The organism is Sphingomonas jaspsi DSM 18422 (assembly GCF_000585415.1).
In the GTDB taxonomy this organism is placed as follows: domain Bacteria; phylum Pseudomonadota; class Alphaproteobacteria; order Sphingomonadales; family Sphingomonadaceae; genus Sphingomicrobium; species Sphingomicrobium jaspsi.
Genome location: NZ_KK073876.1, coordinates 690,222 through 706,414, shown reverse-complemented (window position 1 = coordinate 706,414; position 16,193 = coordinate 690,222). Strand labels below are relative to the sequence as shown.

The 16,193-nt window shown below is 66.5% G+C and carries 12 protein-coding genes and 1 tRNA gene; 7 read left to right on the top strand and 6 right to left on the bottom strand.

Going from position 1 to position 16,193, the window contains the following annotated elements; all coding sequences use genetic code 11:
• Nucleotides 1-76 (bottom strand) — tRNA-Thr (locus tag G570_RS03550).
• A gap of 170 nt (nt 77-246) precedes the next feature.
• Between G570_RS03550 and G570_RS03545 the strand changes: the two genes are divergently transcribed.
• The 3 genes from G570_RS03545 (at nt 247) to G570_RS03535 (ending at nt 7,218) form a co-directional block, all read left to right on the top strand.
• Complete coding sequence (locus tag G570_RS03545; RefSeq protein ID WP_156930308.1) at nt 247-1,593, top strand: PAS domain-containing protein; 1,347 nt, start codon at nt 247-249, stop codon at nt 1,591-1,593.
• A gap of 98 nt (nt 1,594-1,691) precedes the next feature.
• Nucleotides 1,692-6,335 (top strand): NAD-glutamate dehydrogenase, encoded by a 4,644-nt coding sequence (locus G570_RS03540; RefSeq protein ID WP_037499210.1) that lies wholly within the window; start codon nt 1,692-1,694, stop codon nt 6,333-6,335.
• A gap of 34 nt (nt 6,336-6,369) precedes the next feature.
• Nucleotides 6,370-7,218: an ATP-grasp domain-containing protein gene (locus G570_RS03535; protein WP_037499207.1), complete on the top strand. Its 849-nt coding sequence runs from the start codon at nt 6,370-6,372 to the stop codon at nt 7,216-7,218.
• Here G570_RS03535 and G570_RS03530 read toward each other — a convergent pair.
• From G570_RS03530 to G570_RS03510, 5 genes are read right to left on the bottom strand one after another with little or no spacing between them, the layout of a single operon-like run.
• Entirely contained in the window at nt 7,180-7,422 is a 243-nt protein-coding gene (locus G570_RS03530; RefSeq protein WP_037499205.1) for a ribbon-helix-helix domain-containing protein, read from the bottom strand. The genes G570_RS03535 and G570_RS03530 overlap by 39 nt on opposite strands.
• Complete coding sequence (gene phbB / locus G570_RS03525) at nt 7,422-8,144, bottom strand: acetoacetyl-CoA reductase (protein WP_037499203.1); 723 nt, start codon at nt 8,142-8,144, stop codon at nt 7,422-7,424. Before phbB ends, G570_RS03530 begins: the two co-directional genes overlap by 1 nt.
• Nucleotides 8,145-8,172: 28 nt before the next feature.
• Nucleotides 8,173-9,180: a ferrochelatase gene (gene hemH / locus G570_RS03520; protein WP_037499202.1), complete on the bottom strand. Its 1,008-nt coding sequence runs from the start codon at nt 9,178-9,180 to the stop codon at nt 8,173-8,175.
• Nucleotides 9,180-11,306, bottom strand: coding sequence for a molybdopterin cofactor-binding domain-containing protein (locus G570_RS03515; protein ID WP_037499201.1), 2,127 nt, complete (start codon nt 11,304-11,306; stop codon nt 9,180-9,182). The genes hemH and G570_RS03515 overlap by 1 nt, the downstream gene beginning before the upstream one ends.
• Before the next feature lie 2 nt (nt 11,307-11,308).
• The gene (locus tag G570_RS03510) at nt 11,309-12,976 is read right to left on the bottom strand and encodes a class I adenylate-forming enzyme family protein (RefSeq protein WP_037499200.1); all 1,668 of its coding nucleotides are present in this window, start codon (nt 12,974-12,976) and stop codon (nt 11,309-11,311) included.
• A gap of 70 nt (nt 12,977-13,046) precedes the next feature.
• Between G570_RS03510 and lgt the strand changes: the two genes are divergently transcribed.
• Genes lgt through pgeF form a run of 4 tightly spaced genes read left to right on the top strand, consistent with a single transcriptional unit; the run spans nt 13,047 to nt 16,193 of the window.
• Nucleotides 13,047-13,934 carry a prolipoprotein diacylglyceryl transferase gene (gene lgt / locus G570_RS03505; protein ID WP_037499198.1) on the top strand — a complete coding sequence of 296 codons (888 nt, stop codon included), beginning with the start codon at nt 13,047-13,049 and terminating at the stop codon, nt 13,932-13,934.
• Nucleotides 13,931-14,923, top strand: a complete 993-nt coding sequence (locus tag G570_RS03500; protein WP_037499196.1) for a class I SAM-dependent methyltransferase — start codon at nt 13,931-13,933, stop codon at nt 14,921-14,923. Before lgt ends, G570_RS03500 begins: the two co-directional genes overlap by 4 nt.
• Entirely contained in the window at nt 14,920-15,429 is a 510-nt protein-coding gene (locus G570_RS03495; protein WP_037499194.1) for a GNAT family N-acetyltransferase, read from the top strand. The genes G570_RS03500 and G570_RS03495 overlap by 4 nt, the downstream gene beginning before the upstream one ends.
• Nucleotides 15,426-16,193 carry a peptidoglycan editing factor PgeF gene (pgeF, locus tag G570_RS03490; protein ID WP_037499192.1) on the top strand — a complete coding sequence of 256 codons (768 nt, stop codon included), beginning with the start codon at nt 15,426-15,428 and terminating at the stop codon, nt 16,191-16,193. The genes G570_RS03495 and pgeF overlap by 4 nt, the downstream gene beginning before the upstream one ends.

The following is a 16,193-nucleotide window of genomic DNA, read 5'->3' as shown; positions in this document are numbered from 1 at the left end:
TGGTGCCGCTTACAGGACTCGAACCTGTGACCCCCTCATTACGAATGAGGTGCTCTACCAACTGAGCTAAAGCGGCTTGGGCGCGACGGCCGTTGCGGATTGCGCCCCTACACGGCCTCGTTTCGCCCCGCAAGCCTGTCCTGAATTTGCCGGAAACCCATCGCGCGTCGCCAAATATGCTTAACGCTTTTGCAACGCTTATCCTTCAAATTGGACCGGATTTGGAGATTTGCGGGGTTTTTACGCGTGGACAGCTATTCCGATCACCCGTCCGACTTCGACCTGCCGGCCGCAACGCCGGCAGCACCGGAGCCCGATGTGTCGAACGCGATCGGCACCGACGAGCGCCGCATGCATGTGCGCGCCTATAATTACTGGTGCTCGCTGCTCGATGGGCGCGACTATCCTTCGATCGAGGATCTCGAGCCGGGCGATATCCAAGACTTCGGCCCGCATAGCGTGCTGCTCGATTTCACCGAGGGCGGCGACAACCCGGCGACGCCGTACATCGGCACCGCCATCCGCGAGGAATGCGGGCTGGGCGACGACATCAAATCGATCGCCGACGTTCCGGGCCGCTCGCTGCTGAGCCGCCTTACCGACCATTATATGCAAATCATCGCCAACCGCGCTCCGGTCGGATTTGAAGCCGAATTCGTCAACCAGCGCGGTCACAACATCTGCTACCGCGGCATCCTAATGCCGTTCAGCAGCGACGGCGACACCATCGATTTCATCTACGGCGTCATCAACTGGAAGGATGCCGGGGAAGCCGGACAGGTCGCGCAGGTGATCCGCCCCGCGCTGCCGCCGCTCGAACCCGAAACCGACGAGGCGGACGAAGACGTCCTCGACCTGGCCGAAGCGGCTGAACCGGTCGAAGCCGGTGCCGATGCGGGCGCCGCCGTGCCGCACTTGGTCTGGGAAGACGGGCCGCTGGCCGACGCCATCGCGATCGAAACCGACCCGGCCGATGATGAGGCGAGCGAGATCAGCGTCGACGCCGACGCCGGCCTTGCCGACCGCCTGTGGGCCGCGCGCGAAAGCGCCGAGGTCTGCAAGCAGGCCGACGGCCGCAGCCGCGCCGCGCTCTACCGCGCGCTCGACATGGCCTATGATTTCGCCGTGGCGTGCCGCCGCGTGCCCGAAGAATATGCCGAAATCCTCGAAGACGCAGGCGTAAAGGCGCAGGAACGCGCGCCGATGACGCCGATCGTCAAGCTCGTCTTCGGCGTCGATTACGACAAAACCCGCCTTACCGAATTCGCCGCGGCGCTGTCCTATGCCGAACGCATGGGCGTCGATTTCGGCGGTTTCCACAAATTCCTCGAGGATGCCGACGGCGGCCTCAAGGGCCTGGTCGCGGCCGAACGCAAGGCGCGCCGTCCCGACAAGCCCGACGCGGTCGACCATGCGGTGCTGGCCAAAACTCGGCTGCGCGCCGCCACGCCACTGGCGCTGGCACAGCTTGCGACCAACGAGGAATTCGCGCTGGTCATTACCCGTCGCAACGCCAATGGCGTCCACGAAGTGGTCGAACTGGTCGGCGACGACGCCCTGCTCGACCGCGCGCTTCGTCGCAGCCGCCGCTAGGGAAAGCGCCCTCCCGGCAAGCATTGCCCTGTTGCCTTGGCGCGCGGGCGGGACTAGGCCCCGCCCCAATCGCTAGCCATGCGGAGCAAATACAGGACATGACGGCCACATCGGGCAAGGGATCGGCGCTGGCCGATCGTCTGCAACAGGCGCTTTCGGACCATGCGTTGCCAGGAGAACTGGACGGGTTCGGGCCCGAGCAGCGGCTGGAAGCCGCGAACTTCCTGGCTGGCGCCATGGCCTCGCGCAGCCCGCAATCGCCCACGATCCAGCTCGAATCGACCGGTGGCGAGGCTGGACGCCGACGGATGCGGCTGGCGATCGTCAACGACGACAAGCCGTTCCTGGTCGACTCGGTCGCCAATGCGATCGCCGGGCGCCAACTGACCATCCACCGCCTGCTCCACCCCGTGGTCGGCGTGAAGCGCAATGCCGACGGCGTCGCCGAGCAGATCGGCGAAGCGGGCCAGTCCGGTTTCAATGCGGAATCGGTGATGTACATCGAACTCGACCGCGCCGACGCGCGCGGTCGCCGCGATCTGGTCGCCGACCTGAACGCGGTCCTTAAAGACGTCAGCGCCGCCGTTCGCGACTGGCCGCAACTGCAGGCCAAGATGCGGGCCGACGCTGCCGAGGTCGAGAATGACGAAGGAAGGCAGCTGCTTGAATGGTTCGCCGACGGCGCGATGACGCTGCTTGGCTACCATGTCGAGCGCCCGGGGAAGGAGCCGAGCGAGGAGCTGGGCATCTTCACTATCCCCGGCGAAGCCACCGACAAGGGCGGCAGCGAAGGTGCCATTCGCTACTTCGAACAGGGCGGCGCGGTACCGCTGCTGACCAAGGCCGAACGCCTGTCGACCGTTCATCGCCGCGTGCCGCTCGACCTCGTCGTGGTGCCGATCCGCGAAAAGGGCAAGGTGACGGGCATCGGCGTCCATGCCGGCCTGTGGACCAGCCAGGCGCTGACCCAGCCGACCGAAGACGTCCCGGTGCTACGGCAGCGGCTTAAAGAGCTGGATCGCCATTTCGGGTTCGACCCGCGGGGGCATAGCGGCAAGGCGCTGCGCCATGCGGTCGGATCGGTACCGCGCGACCTGCTGATCAGCATCAGCGCCGAAAGCGGCCGCGAACTGATCGAAGCGGCCATGTCGCTGGCCGACCGTCCGCGTCCCGCCATCCTGCTGCTGCGCTCGATCCTGAAGGGCAATCTGTTCGCCTTCGTGTGGCTGCCGCGCGAAGAGCTGAACACCCAGCGCCGTCTGGCGATTGCCGAAATGCTGGAGGAAGTGACTGGCCGGCGCGTCACCAGCTGGCAGGTCGAACTTGGCGAGGGCGATCTCGCCCTGCTGCGCTACACGGTCGATATCGAATCGTGGGCACCGACGCCCGACATTGCCGATCTCAACCATCGCCTCGACGAAATGGTCCGCGGCTGGCGGCCCAACGTCGAAGAGGAATTGATCGAACGGACCGGCCCGGGCCGGGGCACCCGCCTTGCGATCACCTATGCCGATGCCTTCCCGGAAGGCTATCGCTCCCTCATTCGCGCCAGCGAGGCGGCGAGCGATATCATCCGGCTCGCCAGCATCGACGGCGAAGGCCGCGACGCGCGCATCTACCTCAGCCGCACCGACAAGGGCGGCCAGTTGCACCTCAACATTTACGCCAAGTCCGGCCTCATCCCGTTGTCGGATGCGGTGCCGGTGCTGGAGAATTTCGGTTTCCGCGTCATCGACGAAATGCCTAGCGAATTGCGCGACGGCGTCGGGTACATCCACGACTTCCAGCTCGAACTGCCATGCGAGAGCGACGTCAAATCCGTCATCGACCGCGCGCACCTGGTCGAGGACGCACTATCGTCGGTCCTCGACCGCCGCAGCGAAGATGACGAGTTCAACCAGCTGGTGCTGTTCGCCGGGCTCGACCCGCGCTCGGTCGTCTGGCTGCGTGCCTGGTTCCGCTACCTGCGCCAGACCGGCGTGTCGTTCGGCCTGCTGACCGTGGTCGAGGCGCTGCGCCGCGCGCCTGCCGCGACGCGCGCGCTGATCGACCTGTTCGTCGCTTCGCACGATCCGAAATTCGACGGCGATCGCAAGGCCGCGATGGCCGAGCAGTCGACCGCCTTCGACGATGCGTTGAAGAACGTCCGCGCGATCGACGACGACCGCATCCTGCGCCTGATGCGCAGCGTGGTCGGCGCGACGCTTCGCACCAACGCTTTTTCCCCGGCGGCTGCCGAAGCGCTGGCGTTCAAGATCGACAGCGCCAAGGTGCCGGGCCTGCCCGCGCCGATCCCCTATCGCGAAATCTGGGTCTACAGCCCGCGGGTCGAAGGCATCCACCTGCGCGGCGGGCCGATCGCCCGCGGCGGCCTGCGCTGGTCCGACCGGCGCGACGATTTCCGCACCGAAATCCTGGGCCTGATGAAGGCGCAGCTGGTCAAGAACGCGGTCATCGTGCCGACCGGCGCGAAGGGCGGCTTCTATCCCAAGCACCTGCCCAACCCGGCGGTCGATCGCGACGCCTGGTTCGAAGAGGGCAAGGAAAGCTACCGCATCTTCATCCGTTCGCTGCTGTCGGTCACCGACAACATCGTCAACGATCATGTCACGCACCCCGACAGCGTCGTCATCCATGACGGCGAAGACCCCTATTTCGTCGTCGCCGCCGACAAGGGCACCGCGACGTTCAGCGACGTCGCCAACGCCATCGCGCTCGATCGCGGCTTCTGGCTGGGCGACGCCTTCGCCAGCGGCGGCTCCAACGGTTATGACCACAAGGCGATGGGCATCACCGCTAAGGGCGCGTGGATTTCGGTCCAGCGCCATTTCCTGGAGATGGGCGTCGACGTCCAGAAAGACCCGGTCAAGGTCGCCGGCTGCGGCGATATGTCGGGCGACGTATTCGGCAACGGCATGCTGCTGTCGAAATCGATTCTGCTGGTGGCTGCCTTCGACCACCGCCACATCTTCATCGACCCCGATCCCGATCCGGCGAAAAGCTGGAAGGAACGCGAGCGGATGTTCAACCTGCCGCGCTCCAGCTGGGACGATTATGACCGCAAGGTCATGTCGAAGGGCGGCATGATCGTACCGCGCAGCCAGAAATCGATCGAACTGACCAAGCAGGCCAAGGAAGCGCTGGGCCTCGACGTCGACACGATCGACCCGACCAGCCTTATTACCGCGATCCTGAAAAGCCCGGTCGACCTGCTCTGGTTCGGCGGCATCGGCACCTACATCAAGGCGTCGACCCAGACCAATGCACAGGTCGGCGATCCGGCCAACGACACGCTGCGGGTCGACGCGCGCGACGTCCGTGCGAAGGTCATCGGCGAAGGGGCCAACCTGGCGATCAACCAGGCCGGTCGCATCGAATTCGCGGAACAGGGCGGGCGCATCAACACCGACTTCATCGACAATTCGGCTGGCGTCGATTGTTCGGATAACGAGGTGAACATCAAGATCCCGCTCAACCGCGAAATGCGCGACGGCCGGCTCGACGAAGCGGTCCGCAACAAGCTGCTCGCCAAGATGACCGACGAAGTCAGCGACCTCGTGCTGGAAGACAACCGCCTCCAGAGCCTGGCGTTGTCGATCGCCGAGGCGCGCGGGCCCGCCGGGCTTCCCGGCTTCGTGCGGACGATCGAAATCCTCGAAGCCAGCGGCCGCCTCGATCGCAAGGTCGAGGGGCTGGAAAGCAGCGACGCGCTGCTCCGTCGGGGGCTCGAGGGCCGCGGGCTCACCCGCCCCGAACTGGCGGTGGTGCTGTCGATGTCGAAGCTGACGCTGCAGGCCGCGGCCGAAGAGCTTGAGTTGGCCGACGATCCGATGATGGAGGACGAGCTGTTCGCCGCCTTCCCCGCGCCGATGGTCAAGGCCCATGCCGACGCCATCCGCGCCCATCGCCTGCGGCACCAGATCATCGCGACCAAGGTCGCCAATCGGCTCGTCAACCGCCTTGGGCCGAGCGTCGCGCTCGACATGGTCGAAGAGGAAGGCGTCGGGATCGGTCAGGTCGTTTCGGCCTTCCTCGCGGCCGAACGGCTGCTGGGCCTGCCCGCGCTATGGCAGCGGATCGAACAGGCCGATGTGCCAGAGACGGTCCGCATCGAACTGTTCGCCAATGCCGCACGGCTGGTTCGCGCACACCTTGGCGACCTGATCCGTGCCGCGGCGGGCGAGACGTTCGTGTCGAAGATCGTCGAAACGCTGAAGCCCGGCCTCGACAAGGTCGCGGCGCAGGCTGCCGTCCTCATCCGCTCCGAAGTGCGCGGCGAGGCGGCGGCGCGGCGCGAAGCGCTGGAAGCGATCACCGGCGACCGCAAGATCGTCGACGAACTGGTCCGCCTTTACGAACTGGACGGTATCTTCGGCATCGCGTCGCTGGGCGCGCGCAAGGGTCTCGACGAACTGGCGATCACCCGCGCCTACACCCGCCTCGGCGAAGTGCTGGGCATCGACTGGGCGCAGCAGCAAGTGGCAAGCTTCACCCCCGCCGACCAGTGGGAACGCTTGCTGCAAGCCAATCTGGCGCGAGACTTCGAACAACTGCGGATCGAGTTCCTGTCCCGCACGCGCAGCGACGATCCGGACGAAAGCGTGCAGAAGTGGGTCGACAAGAACCCCATCCGCATTGCCCAGTTCCGCTCGCTCGTCGAACGCGCCAAGCATGGCGGAACGGTAACTGCGCCGATGCTGTCGCAAATCGCCAGCCAGGCCCGGATTTTGCTGTCGCGATGACGCTATCCCGCAACCCCGGGTAGTGACTAACCCGATGCGTATCGCCGTTCTGGTACCGCCGCCCGGCTTCCACGAGGAATGGGACTGGGCGTTCGACGTCGAAGCCGCGGCCATTCGTGCCCAAGGGGCCGAGGTCGAGGCATTGCCGTGGACCGACGTCGGCGACCTGTCCGGCTTCGACCTCGTTACGCCGCTGGTGGCTTGGGGCTACCACCTAGACCCGCCGCGCTGGCATGCCCTGCTCGACCGGCTCGATCGTGATCAGGTGCCGACGCTCAACCCCGTCGCCTTGCTGCGCTGGAATAGCGACAAGCGTTACTTGGCGGAGCTTGGCGACAAGGGGATCGCCACCATAGCGACGCGTCTGGTCGACACGATGGATGACGCCGCGCTTTCCGCTGCTCGCGCCGATTTCGGGGACGAATTGGTGATCAAGCCGCCAGTGTCGGCCAGCGCCGACGGGACTCACCGCCTGGGCCCGACGGATTCCCTACCGGGCGATGTCGTGGGCAAGGCGATGATGGTCCAGCCGTTCCTCCATTCGGTCACCGGCGAAGGCGAATATTCGTTGATGCTGTTCGGCGGGCAGTTCAGCCACTGCATCGTCAAGCGGCCAAAGGCCGGGGACTATCGCGTCCAGTCGCACCTAGGCGGCCGCGAAGAGCCCTGCGATCCGCCCGCCGGTGCGATCGAACTGGCACAAGCGGCGCTTGCAGCTGCGCCCGCGGAAGCGGCCTACGCGCGGGTCGACTTGATCCGCGGCAACGATCTGGCGCTGAAGGTAATCGAACTGGAATTGATCGAGCCGGCGCTGTGGTTGGAGCATGCCCCGGACGGTGGCGCCTTATTCGCCGCTACGCTGCTCCAGCGCGCGCGCCAATAGCCACTGCCGGATGGCCGAGGTCAGGTTTGGCGGCGGATCGCCGTCCATTCGCTCGACGTCGATCCGGGCGATGAGCGCGTTGAGCGGCAGCGCTTCCGCTGCCGCCGCCGTTTCCAGCTGCTGCCAAAAGACGGGCTCGAGGCTGATCGAGGTTTCGTGCCCCGCAATGGTCACCGACCGCTTTGTCGGGGCACCGAAATCCATCAGTACATGTGCTGGCCGCCGTTGATCGACAGCGTCGACCCGGTGACGAAGCCCGCATTCTCATCGACCAGAAAGGCCACGCCGCGCGCAATTTCCTCCGCCTTGCCGAGGCGGCGGACCGGGATCTTGGCGACGATTTTGGCCAGCACGTCTTCGGGCACCGCGGCGACCATGTCGGTGTCGATATAGCCCGGGGCGATCGCGTTGACGGTAACGTTGGTCCGCGCGCCTTCCTGCGCCAGCGCCTTGGTGAAGCCGTGGATGCCCGACTTGGCGGCGGCATAATTGACCTGCCCATATTGGCCTGCCTGCCCGTTGATCGAGCCGATGTTGACGATCCGGCCATAGCCACGCTCGCACATGCCGTCGAACACCGCCTTGGCCATGTTGAAACAACCGCCGAGATTGGTGTCCATCACCTGCTGCCACTTTTCGTGGGTCATGCGCTTCATGGTCGTGTCGCGGGTGATACCGGCATTGTTGACCAGCACATCGACCGGGCCGAGGTCGGCTTCGACCTTCTTCACACCTTCGATGCAAGCGTCATGGTCGGCCACGTCCCATTTATAGGCAGGAATGCCGGTGCGGTCGGTAAATTCGCGGGCGCGTTCGTCGTTGCCGGCATAATTGGCCGCGACCTTCATGCCCATGTCGCGCAGCGCAATGCTGATCGCCTCGCCAATCCCACGCGTTCCACCGGTAACGATCGCCACTCGCGCCATGACTCTCTCCTTCGCGTTTTTTCGTTGGTTAGGACGCGGACCACCATCCGGCAAGTTCGCGCGTGATCAGCTGTTCAAGCATGTCCATGCCCGCAGCGCTATCATTGAGGCAATCGAGCCGGGCGAAATGCGTCCCCCCGGCTTCGACGAAATCTTCGCGGCCGCGAATGCCCAGCTCCTCGATCGTTTCAAGGCAGTCGGCCGAAAAGCCCGGAGCGGCGATCGCGACACGGGTCACCCCGGCCGCCGGATAGTCCTTAAGCACCGTGTCGGTGGCAGGCTCCAGCCACTTGGCGCGGCCGAAGCGGGACTGGAAGGCGACGTCGATCGGAACGGCCATCCGCTCGCCGAGCAGGCGTGCGGTCTTCTGGCAATGGCAATGATAGGGATCGCCGAGGTCCAGCGTCCGCTGCGGCATGCCGTGGAAACTGAGCAGCAGCCGCTGCGGCGCAAAGTCGAGCGCGTCGACCTGGCGTTGGAGATCGGCCGCCAGCGCATCGATGTAAAGCGCATCGTCGTAATAGGGCGGCAGCGTGCGGATCGCCGGCTGCCAGCGCCATCCGGCCAGGTGCGCAAAGGCATAATCGTTGGCAGTCGCGGTCGTCGCCGCGCAATATTGGGGATAGAGCGGCGCCAGCAGGATTCGCGTCGCCCCGGCCTTGAACAGCCGGTCGAGCGCATGATCGATCGCCGGATTGCCGTAGCGCATCGCCCAGTCGACGATCACGCTGTCGCCCAATCGCTGCTGCAGACCAACCGCCTGCCGCGCGGTGATGGCGGCCAGGGGCGAACCTTCCTCGGTCCAAACCTGGCGATAGGCTTCGGCGCTCTTTTTCGGGCGGGTACGAAGGATGATCCCCTGCAGGATCGGTTGCCACAGGATCGGCGGGATTTCGACCACCCGCCGGTCGGACAGGAACTGGCTGAGATATCGCCGCACCGCACCCGTATCCGGCGAATCGGGAGTGCCGAGGTTGGTCAGCAAGACGCCGACCTTGGCGGCGGGAATGCTGGGATGACCGTCGGGACGCTGCATCAGCCCGCCATGGGGTCGAATGGCAGGTTTCGCAAGCGTCTGCCGGTCGCGGCGAAGATCGCGTTGGCCACTGCCGGCGCGATGACTGCGATGCCAAGCCCGCTGACGCCGCCGGGATCGGCCCGACTGCCGACGATTTCGACCGCCACCTCGGGCACCTTCGCCAGCCGTTCGAACGGCCGTCCGGTCATGGTCACCGCCTTCCAGAGGCCGCCGACCCGGTCGGGCGCCGGAACGGTCGCGGCGGCGAGGCCGGCCAGCAGGCCGCTTTCCACCTGCTGGCGAACTAGCCCTGGATTGACCACCCGCCCGCAATCGACCGCCGCCGTCAGCTTGCTGACCTCGACAGACTGGTCGGCGCCGATGGTGGCGGTGGCCAGCAGCGCGATGTGGCTGCTTTGCAGCGACGCGCAGGCAAGGCCCATGCTGCTGCCCGGTCCGCCGCCGTCCCATCCGCCGTTGGCCGTCACGATGGTCAGCACGCGCGCCAGCCGCGACGCGCCGCCCAGCTTGGCAAGGCGATAGGCGAAAGGATCCATGCCCGCGGCACGCGCCATTTCGTCGATGAAGCTTTCGGTCGCGAATGTCGTCAGCGCCTCGTCGCCACCCCGCCAGTATCCCGTGTCGATCGGCAGGCCGGCATCGACCGTTTCGACCCGCAGCGACGGGAAAGCGTAGGGCGGCGATGCGCTGGCCGGCGCAAAGCCCGGCTTGCGGCCCCCGCCTAGGTCGGCAAGGTCAGCGGAAAGACTGGCCATGCCCGCCAGCCGCGCGCGCCATGCCTTGATCTGGCCGCCGGGCGCCGGCAGCGCGGTCATCGCCGCGCGCAGCGGCGGACGCACGCGGTCGGACTGCTGCGCATCGCGGTGCGACATCGCCAGGCTGACCGGTCGGCCAGCGTCGCGCGCCAGTTCAGCGGCAATAACCGCGATCGACGCGTCGAACCCGGTCCCGGACTGGTCGCCGATCGGCATCGGATAGACATTGACGTCCCGGTCGTTCAGCCCGCCCGCCTTGGCCACCGCGGCCTTGACGAGGTCCGGAACGCGGGTCGCCACCCACAGGTCGAGCCGACCGTTGGTCCAGTGCGCCGCCGCAGACGGCGGATCGAGCGAGTGGTGCGGCAGCGGTGCGATGCTGTAGGTCGCCGCCAGCGGTCGCGAGCCCTCGACCGCCGCATCATAATCCCCGATGTCGACCATCCGGTCGAATGCGCCGCCGCCGATCGCGTCCGCCATTCGCTGCGCAAGATCGTCGGAGGACACCGCCGGACCTTCGCGCCGGATCGCAGCCCGTTCGAGCGCGCGGTCGGCCGCCCACCAGCTGTCGGCGATCGCCGCCACCCACGCGTCGCGCACGACCAGCTTTCGGCACCCCTGCTGGGCCAAAGCCGCGCGCTCGTCGGCGCCGACGATGCGACCCCCGGACGGCGCCTTGCGCAGGCTGGCGAACAGCATGTCCGCAAGGCGAACGTCGGACGCGAAACGGAAACTGCCGTCGGACTTCGCGCCAAGGTCGAGCCGGGGCAGCGCCTGGCCGATCAGTCGGCCGTCGCTGTCGTCGCGCAGCTGGACCGCATCCGCCGGCCGGAGGCGCGATGCCGCCTCGGCCACCGCGCCGAAACTGGTCGATCGCGCTTCATGGACGATCCTGCCGCCGACCGTGCGGCATTCGCGCGGGTCCGCCGACCATTGGTCGGCCGCCGCACGGACCAGCAGATCGCGCGCAGCAGCAGCAGCCTCGCGCACCGGCTGTTCGAATGATCGGATGGAAGTGCCGAGCGCGGTGATGCGCAGCGGCACCTTGGGATCGACGAGCCTGTTGAAATAGGCATCCGAATGAGGGGCTGGCTCGACCGCCATCCGGGCGAAGTCGGCGCCCAGTTCATCCGCCGCGACCTGCGCGAGCCCGGTCCAGATGCCCTGCCCGACCTCGGCCTGCGGCACGGCGATCGTCACCCGATCGTCGCTGGCGATGCGAAGATAGGCGTTGACCAGCCGGTCGTTGCGGCCCGGCACCATCGGCGCCCCCTCGCGCCGTGGCCACGCCAGGAAGCCGACCACCAGCCCCACCCCCGCGCCGCCGCCGATCAGCAGGGTCCGCCGGTCGATGGCGGGCAATTTCATGGTCAGGCCGCGTACCGCTGCTTCAACGCGACGCGGTCGATCTTGCCGGTGCCGAGCCGCGGCAGCGGTTCGCTGGCGAAGATGAACTTGGCCGGCATCTTGAACGCCGCCAGCCGCGCGCCCAGGAAATCGCGCAGCTGCTCTTCGCTAAGGGTCGAACCGTCGCGGCGATACAGGATGGCGGCAGGCACTTCGCCAAGCCGGTCGTCGGCGATGCCGAACACCGCGGCTTCGGCCACCCCGTCGCAGCCGTAAATCGCGGCTTCCACTTCGGCGGCGCTGATATTCTCGCCGCCGCGGATGATAATTTCCTTCATCCGGTCGACGATGAACAGATAGCCGTCGGGGTCGATGTAGCCGACGTCCCCGGTGCGGAAATAGCCGTCACTGGTGAACGCTGCTTCGGTGGCGGCGGGATCGCGGAAATAGCCCTTGATGACCCCGGCTGCCCGGATCGCGATTTCGCCCGTCTCTCCCTGCGGCAGGTGGCTGCCGTCGGCGCCGAGGATCGCCAGTTCGACGTAGGGGATTTGCGGTCGTCCGGTCGAGGTCGGCTTTTCCTTGTAATTGCTCCAGAAGATGCCGCAGCCGACGGCATTGGTTTCGGTGAGGCCATAGCCCTGGACCGAGCGCGTCGTCGGCATGTCGCGCTCTTGCCGCTCGACGTGGCTGGCCGGGCGCGGCGCCCCGCCCGAATTGATGTCGGCCAGCGTGCTGAGGTCGTGGTTTGCGCGATCGGGGTGGTTGAGGATTTCCAGCGCCATCGTCGGCACGCCGGTAAAGGCGGTAATCTTTTCGCGCTCGATCAGGCGAATGGCTTCGCCCGCATCCCATTTGGGCATCAGCACCAGCGTCCGGCCGATCGCCATGCTGGTCAGCATCACCGGTATCTCGCCGGTCACGTGGAACAGCGGCACCGACACCAGCGCCCGCAGCGGGTGGACCGGCGGCGTGCCCTTATGTTCGAGGATGCCCTTCAGGACGAGCAGCGAGGTGACATAGGTATAGGTCGCCGCCATCACCTGGCGGTGGGTCGACAGCGCGCCCTTGGCAAGGCCGGTCGAGCCCGAGGTGAACAGGATCGTCGCATCGTCGTCGGGCACGATTTCGGGCAGCGGCGTCGCATCGCCGACCACGGTGATAAGCGCCGCGAAGGCTTCCTCGGCCGGCTTGCGGATGTCGATCGGCTCGACCTTCCAGCCGCCCTCAAGGCTGTCGACAAGCTGGGCGCGCGGCCCGTCGGCGATAATCAGCGACGGTTCGGTCAGGCGCAGCGCATGGTCAAGCTCCGCTTCGCGCCACCAGCCGTTGATCAGCGTGGCGACGGCCCCGACCTTGGCCACCGCCATGTAGGACAGGATCCACGCCGCGCAGTTGCGCATCGCGATCGCAACGCGGTCGCCCTTATGCACCCCGCGCTTCACCAGCGCCCGGGCAATCCGGTCCGACAGCGCATTGGCCTCGGCGAAGGTCAGCCGCTGCTCGCCGTCGACGATGCATTCGACCGCCGCGTGCATCGCCGAAAAAGCCTGGAAGAAGGTCGGCAGCGTCTGCGGGAAGTTGGCGACATAGGCGCGGCCCATTGCGTCTTTTTCGATCACCAGCGGACCGCCGGGCGCGGTCATGGCCGCAAGCACGGCTTCATATTGCTGGTCGAGAACGGACGGCATCGCTACTCCTTGGACTTTATTTTTTCCCACCCTATGAGGCGGCAAGGACAAGGGGAAGCCCATGAGTGTGATGTTGTTGACGATTGCCGCCGCCGCTTCGAACGCGATCGCCTTTCCCGACCTTGGCCTGTCGCCGGTGATCTTCAAGATCGGCTTCTTCCAGCTCCGCTGGTATTCGATCGCCTACCTTGCCGGCATCTTCATCGGCTACTGGTACATGCTCAAGCTGTTGAAGCAGCCCGGCGCGCCGATGGCCCGCCGCCATGCCGACGACCTCGTCTTCTACGCCTCGCTCGGGATCATCTTCGGCGGGCGACTGGGCTATGTGCTGTTCTACAACCTGCCCTGGTACCTCCAGCACCCGCTCGACATCCTCAAGCTGTGGGACGGGGGGATGAGCTTCCACGGCGGTCTGTTGGGCACCATCGCCGCGATCGCCTACATCAGCTGGAAGGAAAAGCTGAACTTCATCCGCGTCCACGACTATGTCGCCTGCGTGGTGCCGTTCGGGCTGTTCTTCGGCCGGCTGGCCAATTTCGTAAACCAGGAATTGTGGGGGTCGGTCACCACCGTTCCTTGGGCGATCCGGTTCGAAGAAGTGGTCGACGGCATGCGTGTCCTCGGTCCCCCGCGCCACCCCAGCCAGCTTTACGAAGCCGGGTTGGAAGGCATCGTCATGTTCCTCATCCTGTGGCTGCTCTTCTGGAAGACCGACAGTCGCTACAAGCCCGGCATGCTGTGCGGCGCCTTCCTGTTCTTCTACGGCATCTTCCGCTTCGCGGTCGAATTCGTCCGCCTGCCCGACGCGCAATTGAGCGAGTTTGCGCAGACAACCGGCCTGCACATGGGGCAGTGGCTATGCGTGCCGATGATCCTTGGCGGGCTTTACCTGATGCTGACCTCCGCCAAGCGGCGGGTTAGGGTCGAGCCGACCGTCGGCACCGCCAGCGTGGCATGACTCCGCTCCAGCGCGCGCTGACCGACCGCATTCGCGCTGAAGGGCGCATGACCGTCGAGGCCTTCATGCAGGCCTGCAACGAATATTATTACGCCACCCGCGATCCGTTGGGCATCGAGGGCGACTTCACCACCGCGCCGGAAATGAGCCAGATGTACGGCGAGATGATCGGCGCCGCGCTGGCGGATGTCTGGGCGCGCGCGGGGCGGCCCCACAATGTCCGCTATGCTGAGCTCGGTCCGGGGCGCGGTACTCTTGCTGCCGACGCCTTGCGCGTCCTGCGGGCGTCGGGCTGCGAACCGACGTCGGTCGAACTGGTCGAAACCAGCCCGACCCTGCGCGCGGCCCAACGCGAACGCGTGCCCGACGCCGTCTGCCATGACGATCTGGGCGGCCTTTCCGCAGGCGACGGCCCGCTCCTGCTTGTCGCCTCCGAATTTTTCGACGCGCTGCCGATCCGCCAGTTCGTCGGGGGTTTCGAACGCCATGTGATCCTCGCGGCCGGCGGTCTAGCCTTCGACCGCGACGGACCGATCGTCGAGACCGCGCCGGCCCGGAATGACGCGATGGAAGCACTTGCACGCCTACTGGCCGACAAGGGTGGCGCGGCCATCGTCATCGATTATGGCTTCGGCGAAAAGGACGCCAAGGGCGACACGCTGCAGGCGATGCGCGCCCATAAACATACTTACGTCCTCGACACGCCCGGCGAGCAGGACCTCACCAGCCATGTCGACTTCCCTGCCCTGGCCGAGGCCGCGCGCCGCGGCGGCGCGGTGCCGAGCCGCCTGATCAGCCAGGGAAGCTGGCTCGAGACCCTTGGCATCGGCGCGCGGGCGATGGCGCTGGCGGCACGCAACCCGGAGCGCACCGAGGAGATCGCCAACGACCGCCGCCGCCTGTGCGACGAGGCCGAGATGGGGCGGCTGTTCAAGGTTCTGGGCGTCCGCGCGCCGGGCTGGCCCGATATCGCAGGACTGGATGCATGACGCTTAGCTATCGCGACGGCCGCCCGGGTGATGGCGAAGCGATCAGCAAGCTCTTCTGCCGCGCCTTCGCCGCGACCTTCGGCCATATGTATGCCAGCGACGACCTCGCCAGCTTCCTGTGCGACAAGGCACCGGAAGCGTTCGAAGCGCAGCTCGCCGATCCCGACTATGCCTTCCGTCTGGTCGAAGCGGGCGGCGCGATCATCGGTTATATCAAGATGGGACCCAACGAGCTTCCGGGCGACGCGCCTGACCGGACGTGGGAACTGCACCAGCTCTACCTCGACGACGCCGCCAAGGGACGCGGCATTGCCGACGCATTGATCGACTGGGGCTTTACCGAAGCCCGCGCCCGCGGCTTCACCCACCTACAGCTCAGCGTGTTCATCGAAAACCATCGAGCCCGCCGCCTTTACGAAAAACGCGGCTTCGTGGAAGTCGGCGCCTATAAATTCATGGTCGGCAATCACGAAGACGACGACCGCATCATGCGGGTCGCGCTATGAGCGCGCTCGACATCGTCCGCGCGAGTGCGCTTGCCGTCCCGCACGGCTTTTTCGGCCGCGCCGGGGGACGATCGACCGGCGGCGTGGCAGGGCTCAACTGCGGGCTCGGCAGCGGCGATGATCCGGCCACGGTCGAGGCCAACCGCCGCATGGCCGCCGACGCCATCCTGCCCGGCGCGCCGCTGGCCAGCGTCTACCAGGTCCATTCGCCGAAGGCAGTGATCGTCACCGAAGCCGTCCCGCGCGACGAGCGGCCCGAGGCCGACGCGCTGGTCACCGACCGACGGGGCCTGCTGCTCGGAATCGTCACCGCCGATTGCGCGCCGATCCTGCTCGCCGACGCCAAGGCCGGCGTCGTCGGCGCCGCCCATGCCGGCTGGCGCGGCGCGGTCGGCGGGGTCACCGACCAGACCATTGCCGCGATGATCTCGCTCGGCGCGACCATCGACCATATCGCCGCCGCGGTCGGCCCGTGCATCGCGCAGAAGAGTTTCGAGGTCGGCTTCGACTTCCCCGAGCCGATCCTGAAGGACGATCCGGCCAACGAGCGCTTCTTCATCGACGGCCCGTCGGGCCAGCCGCATTTCGACCTGGAAGCCTATGTCGTCGCGCGCCTCGCGGCGGCGGGGGTTCGGCGGATCGAGGCAGTCGGGCTCGACACCTATGCGCTGGAGGATCGCTTCTACAGCTTCCGCCGCTCGACGCATCGCTACGAACCGACTTATGGTCGGCAGGTCAGTTTGATCGGGCTGCCGGCCCAATAG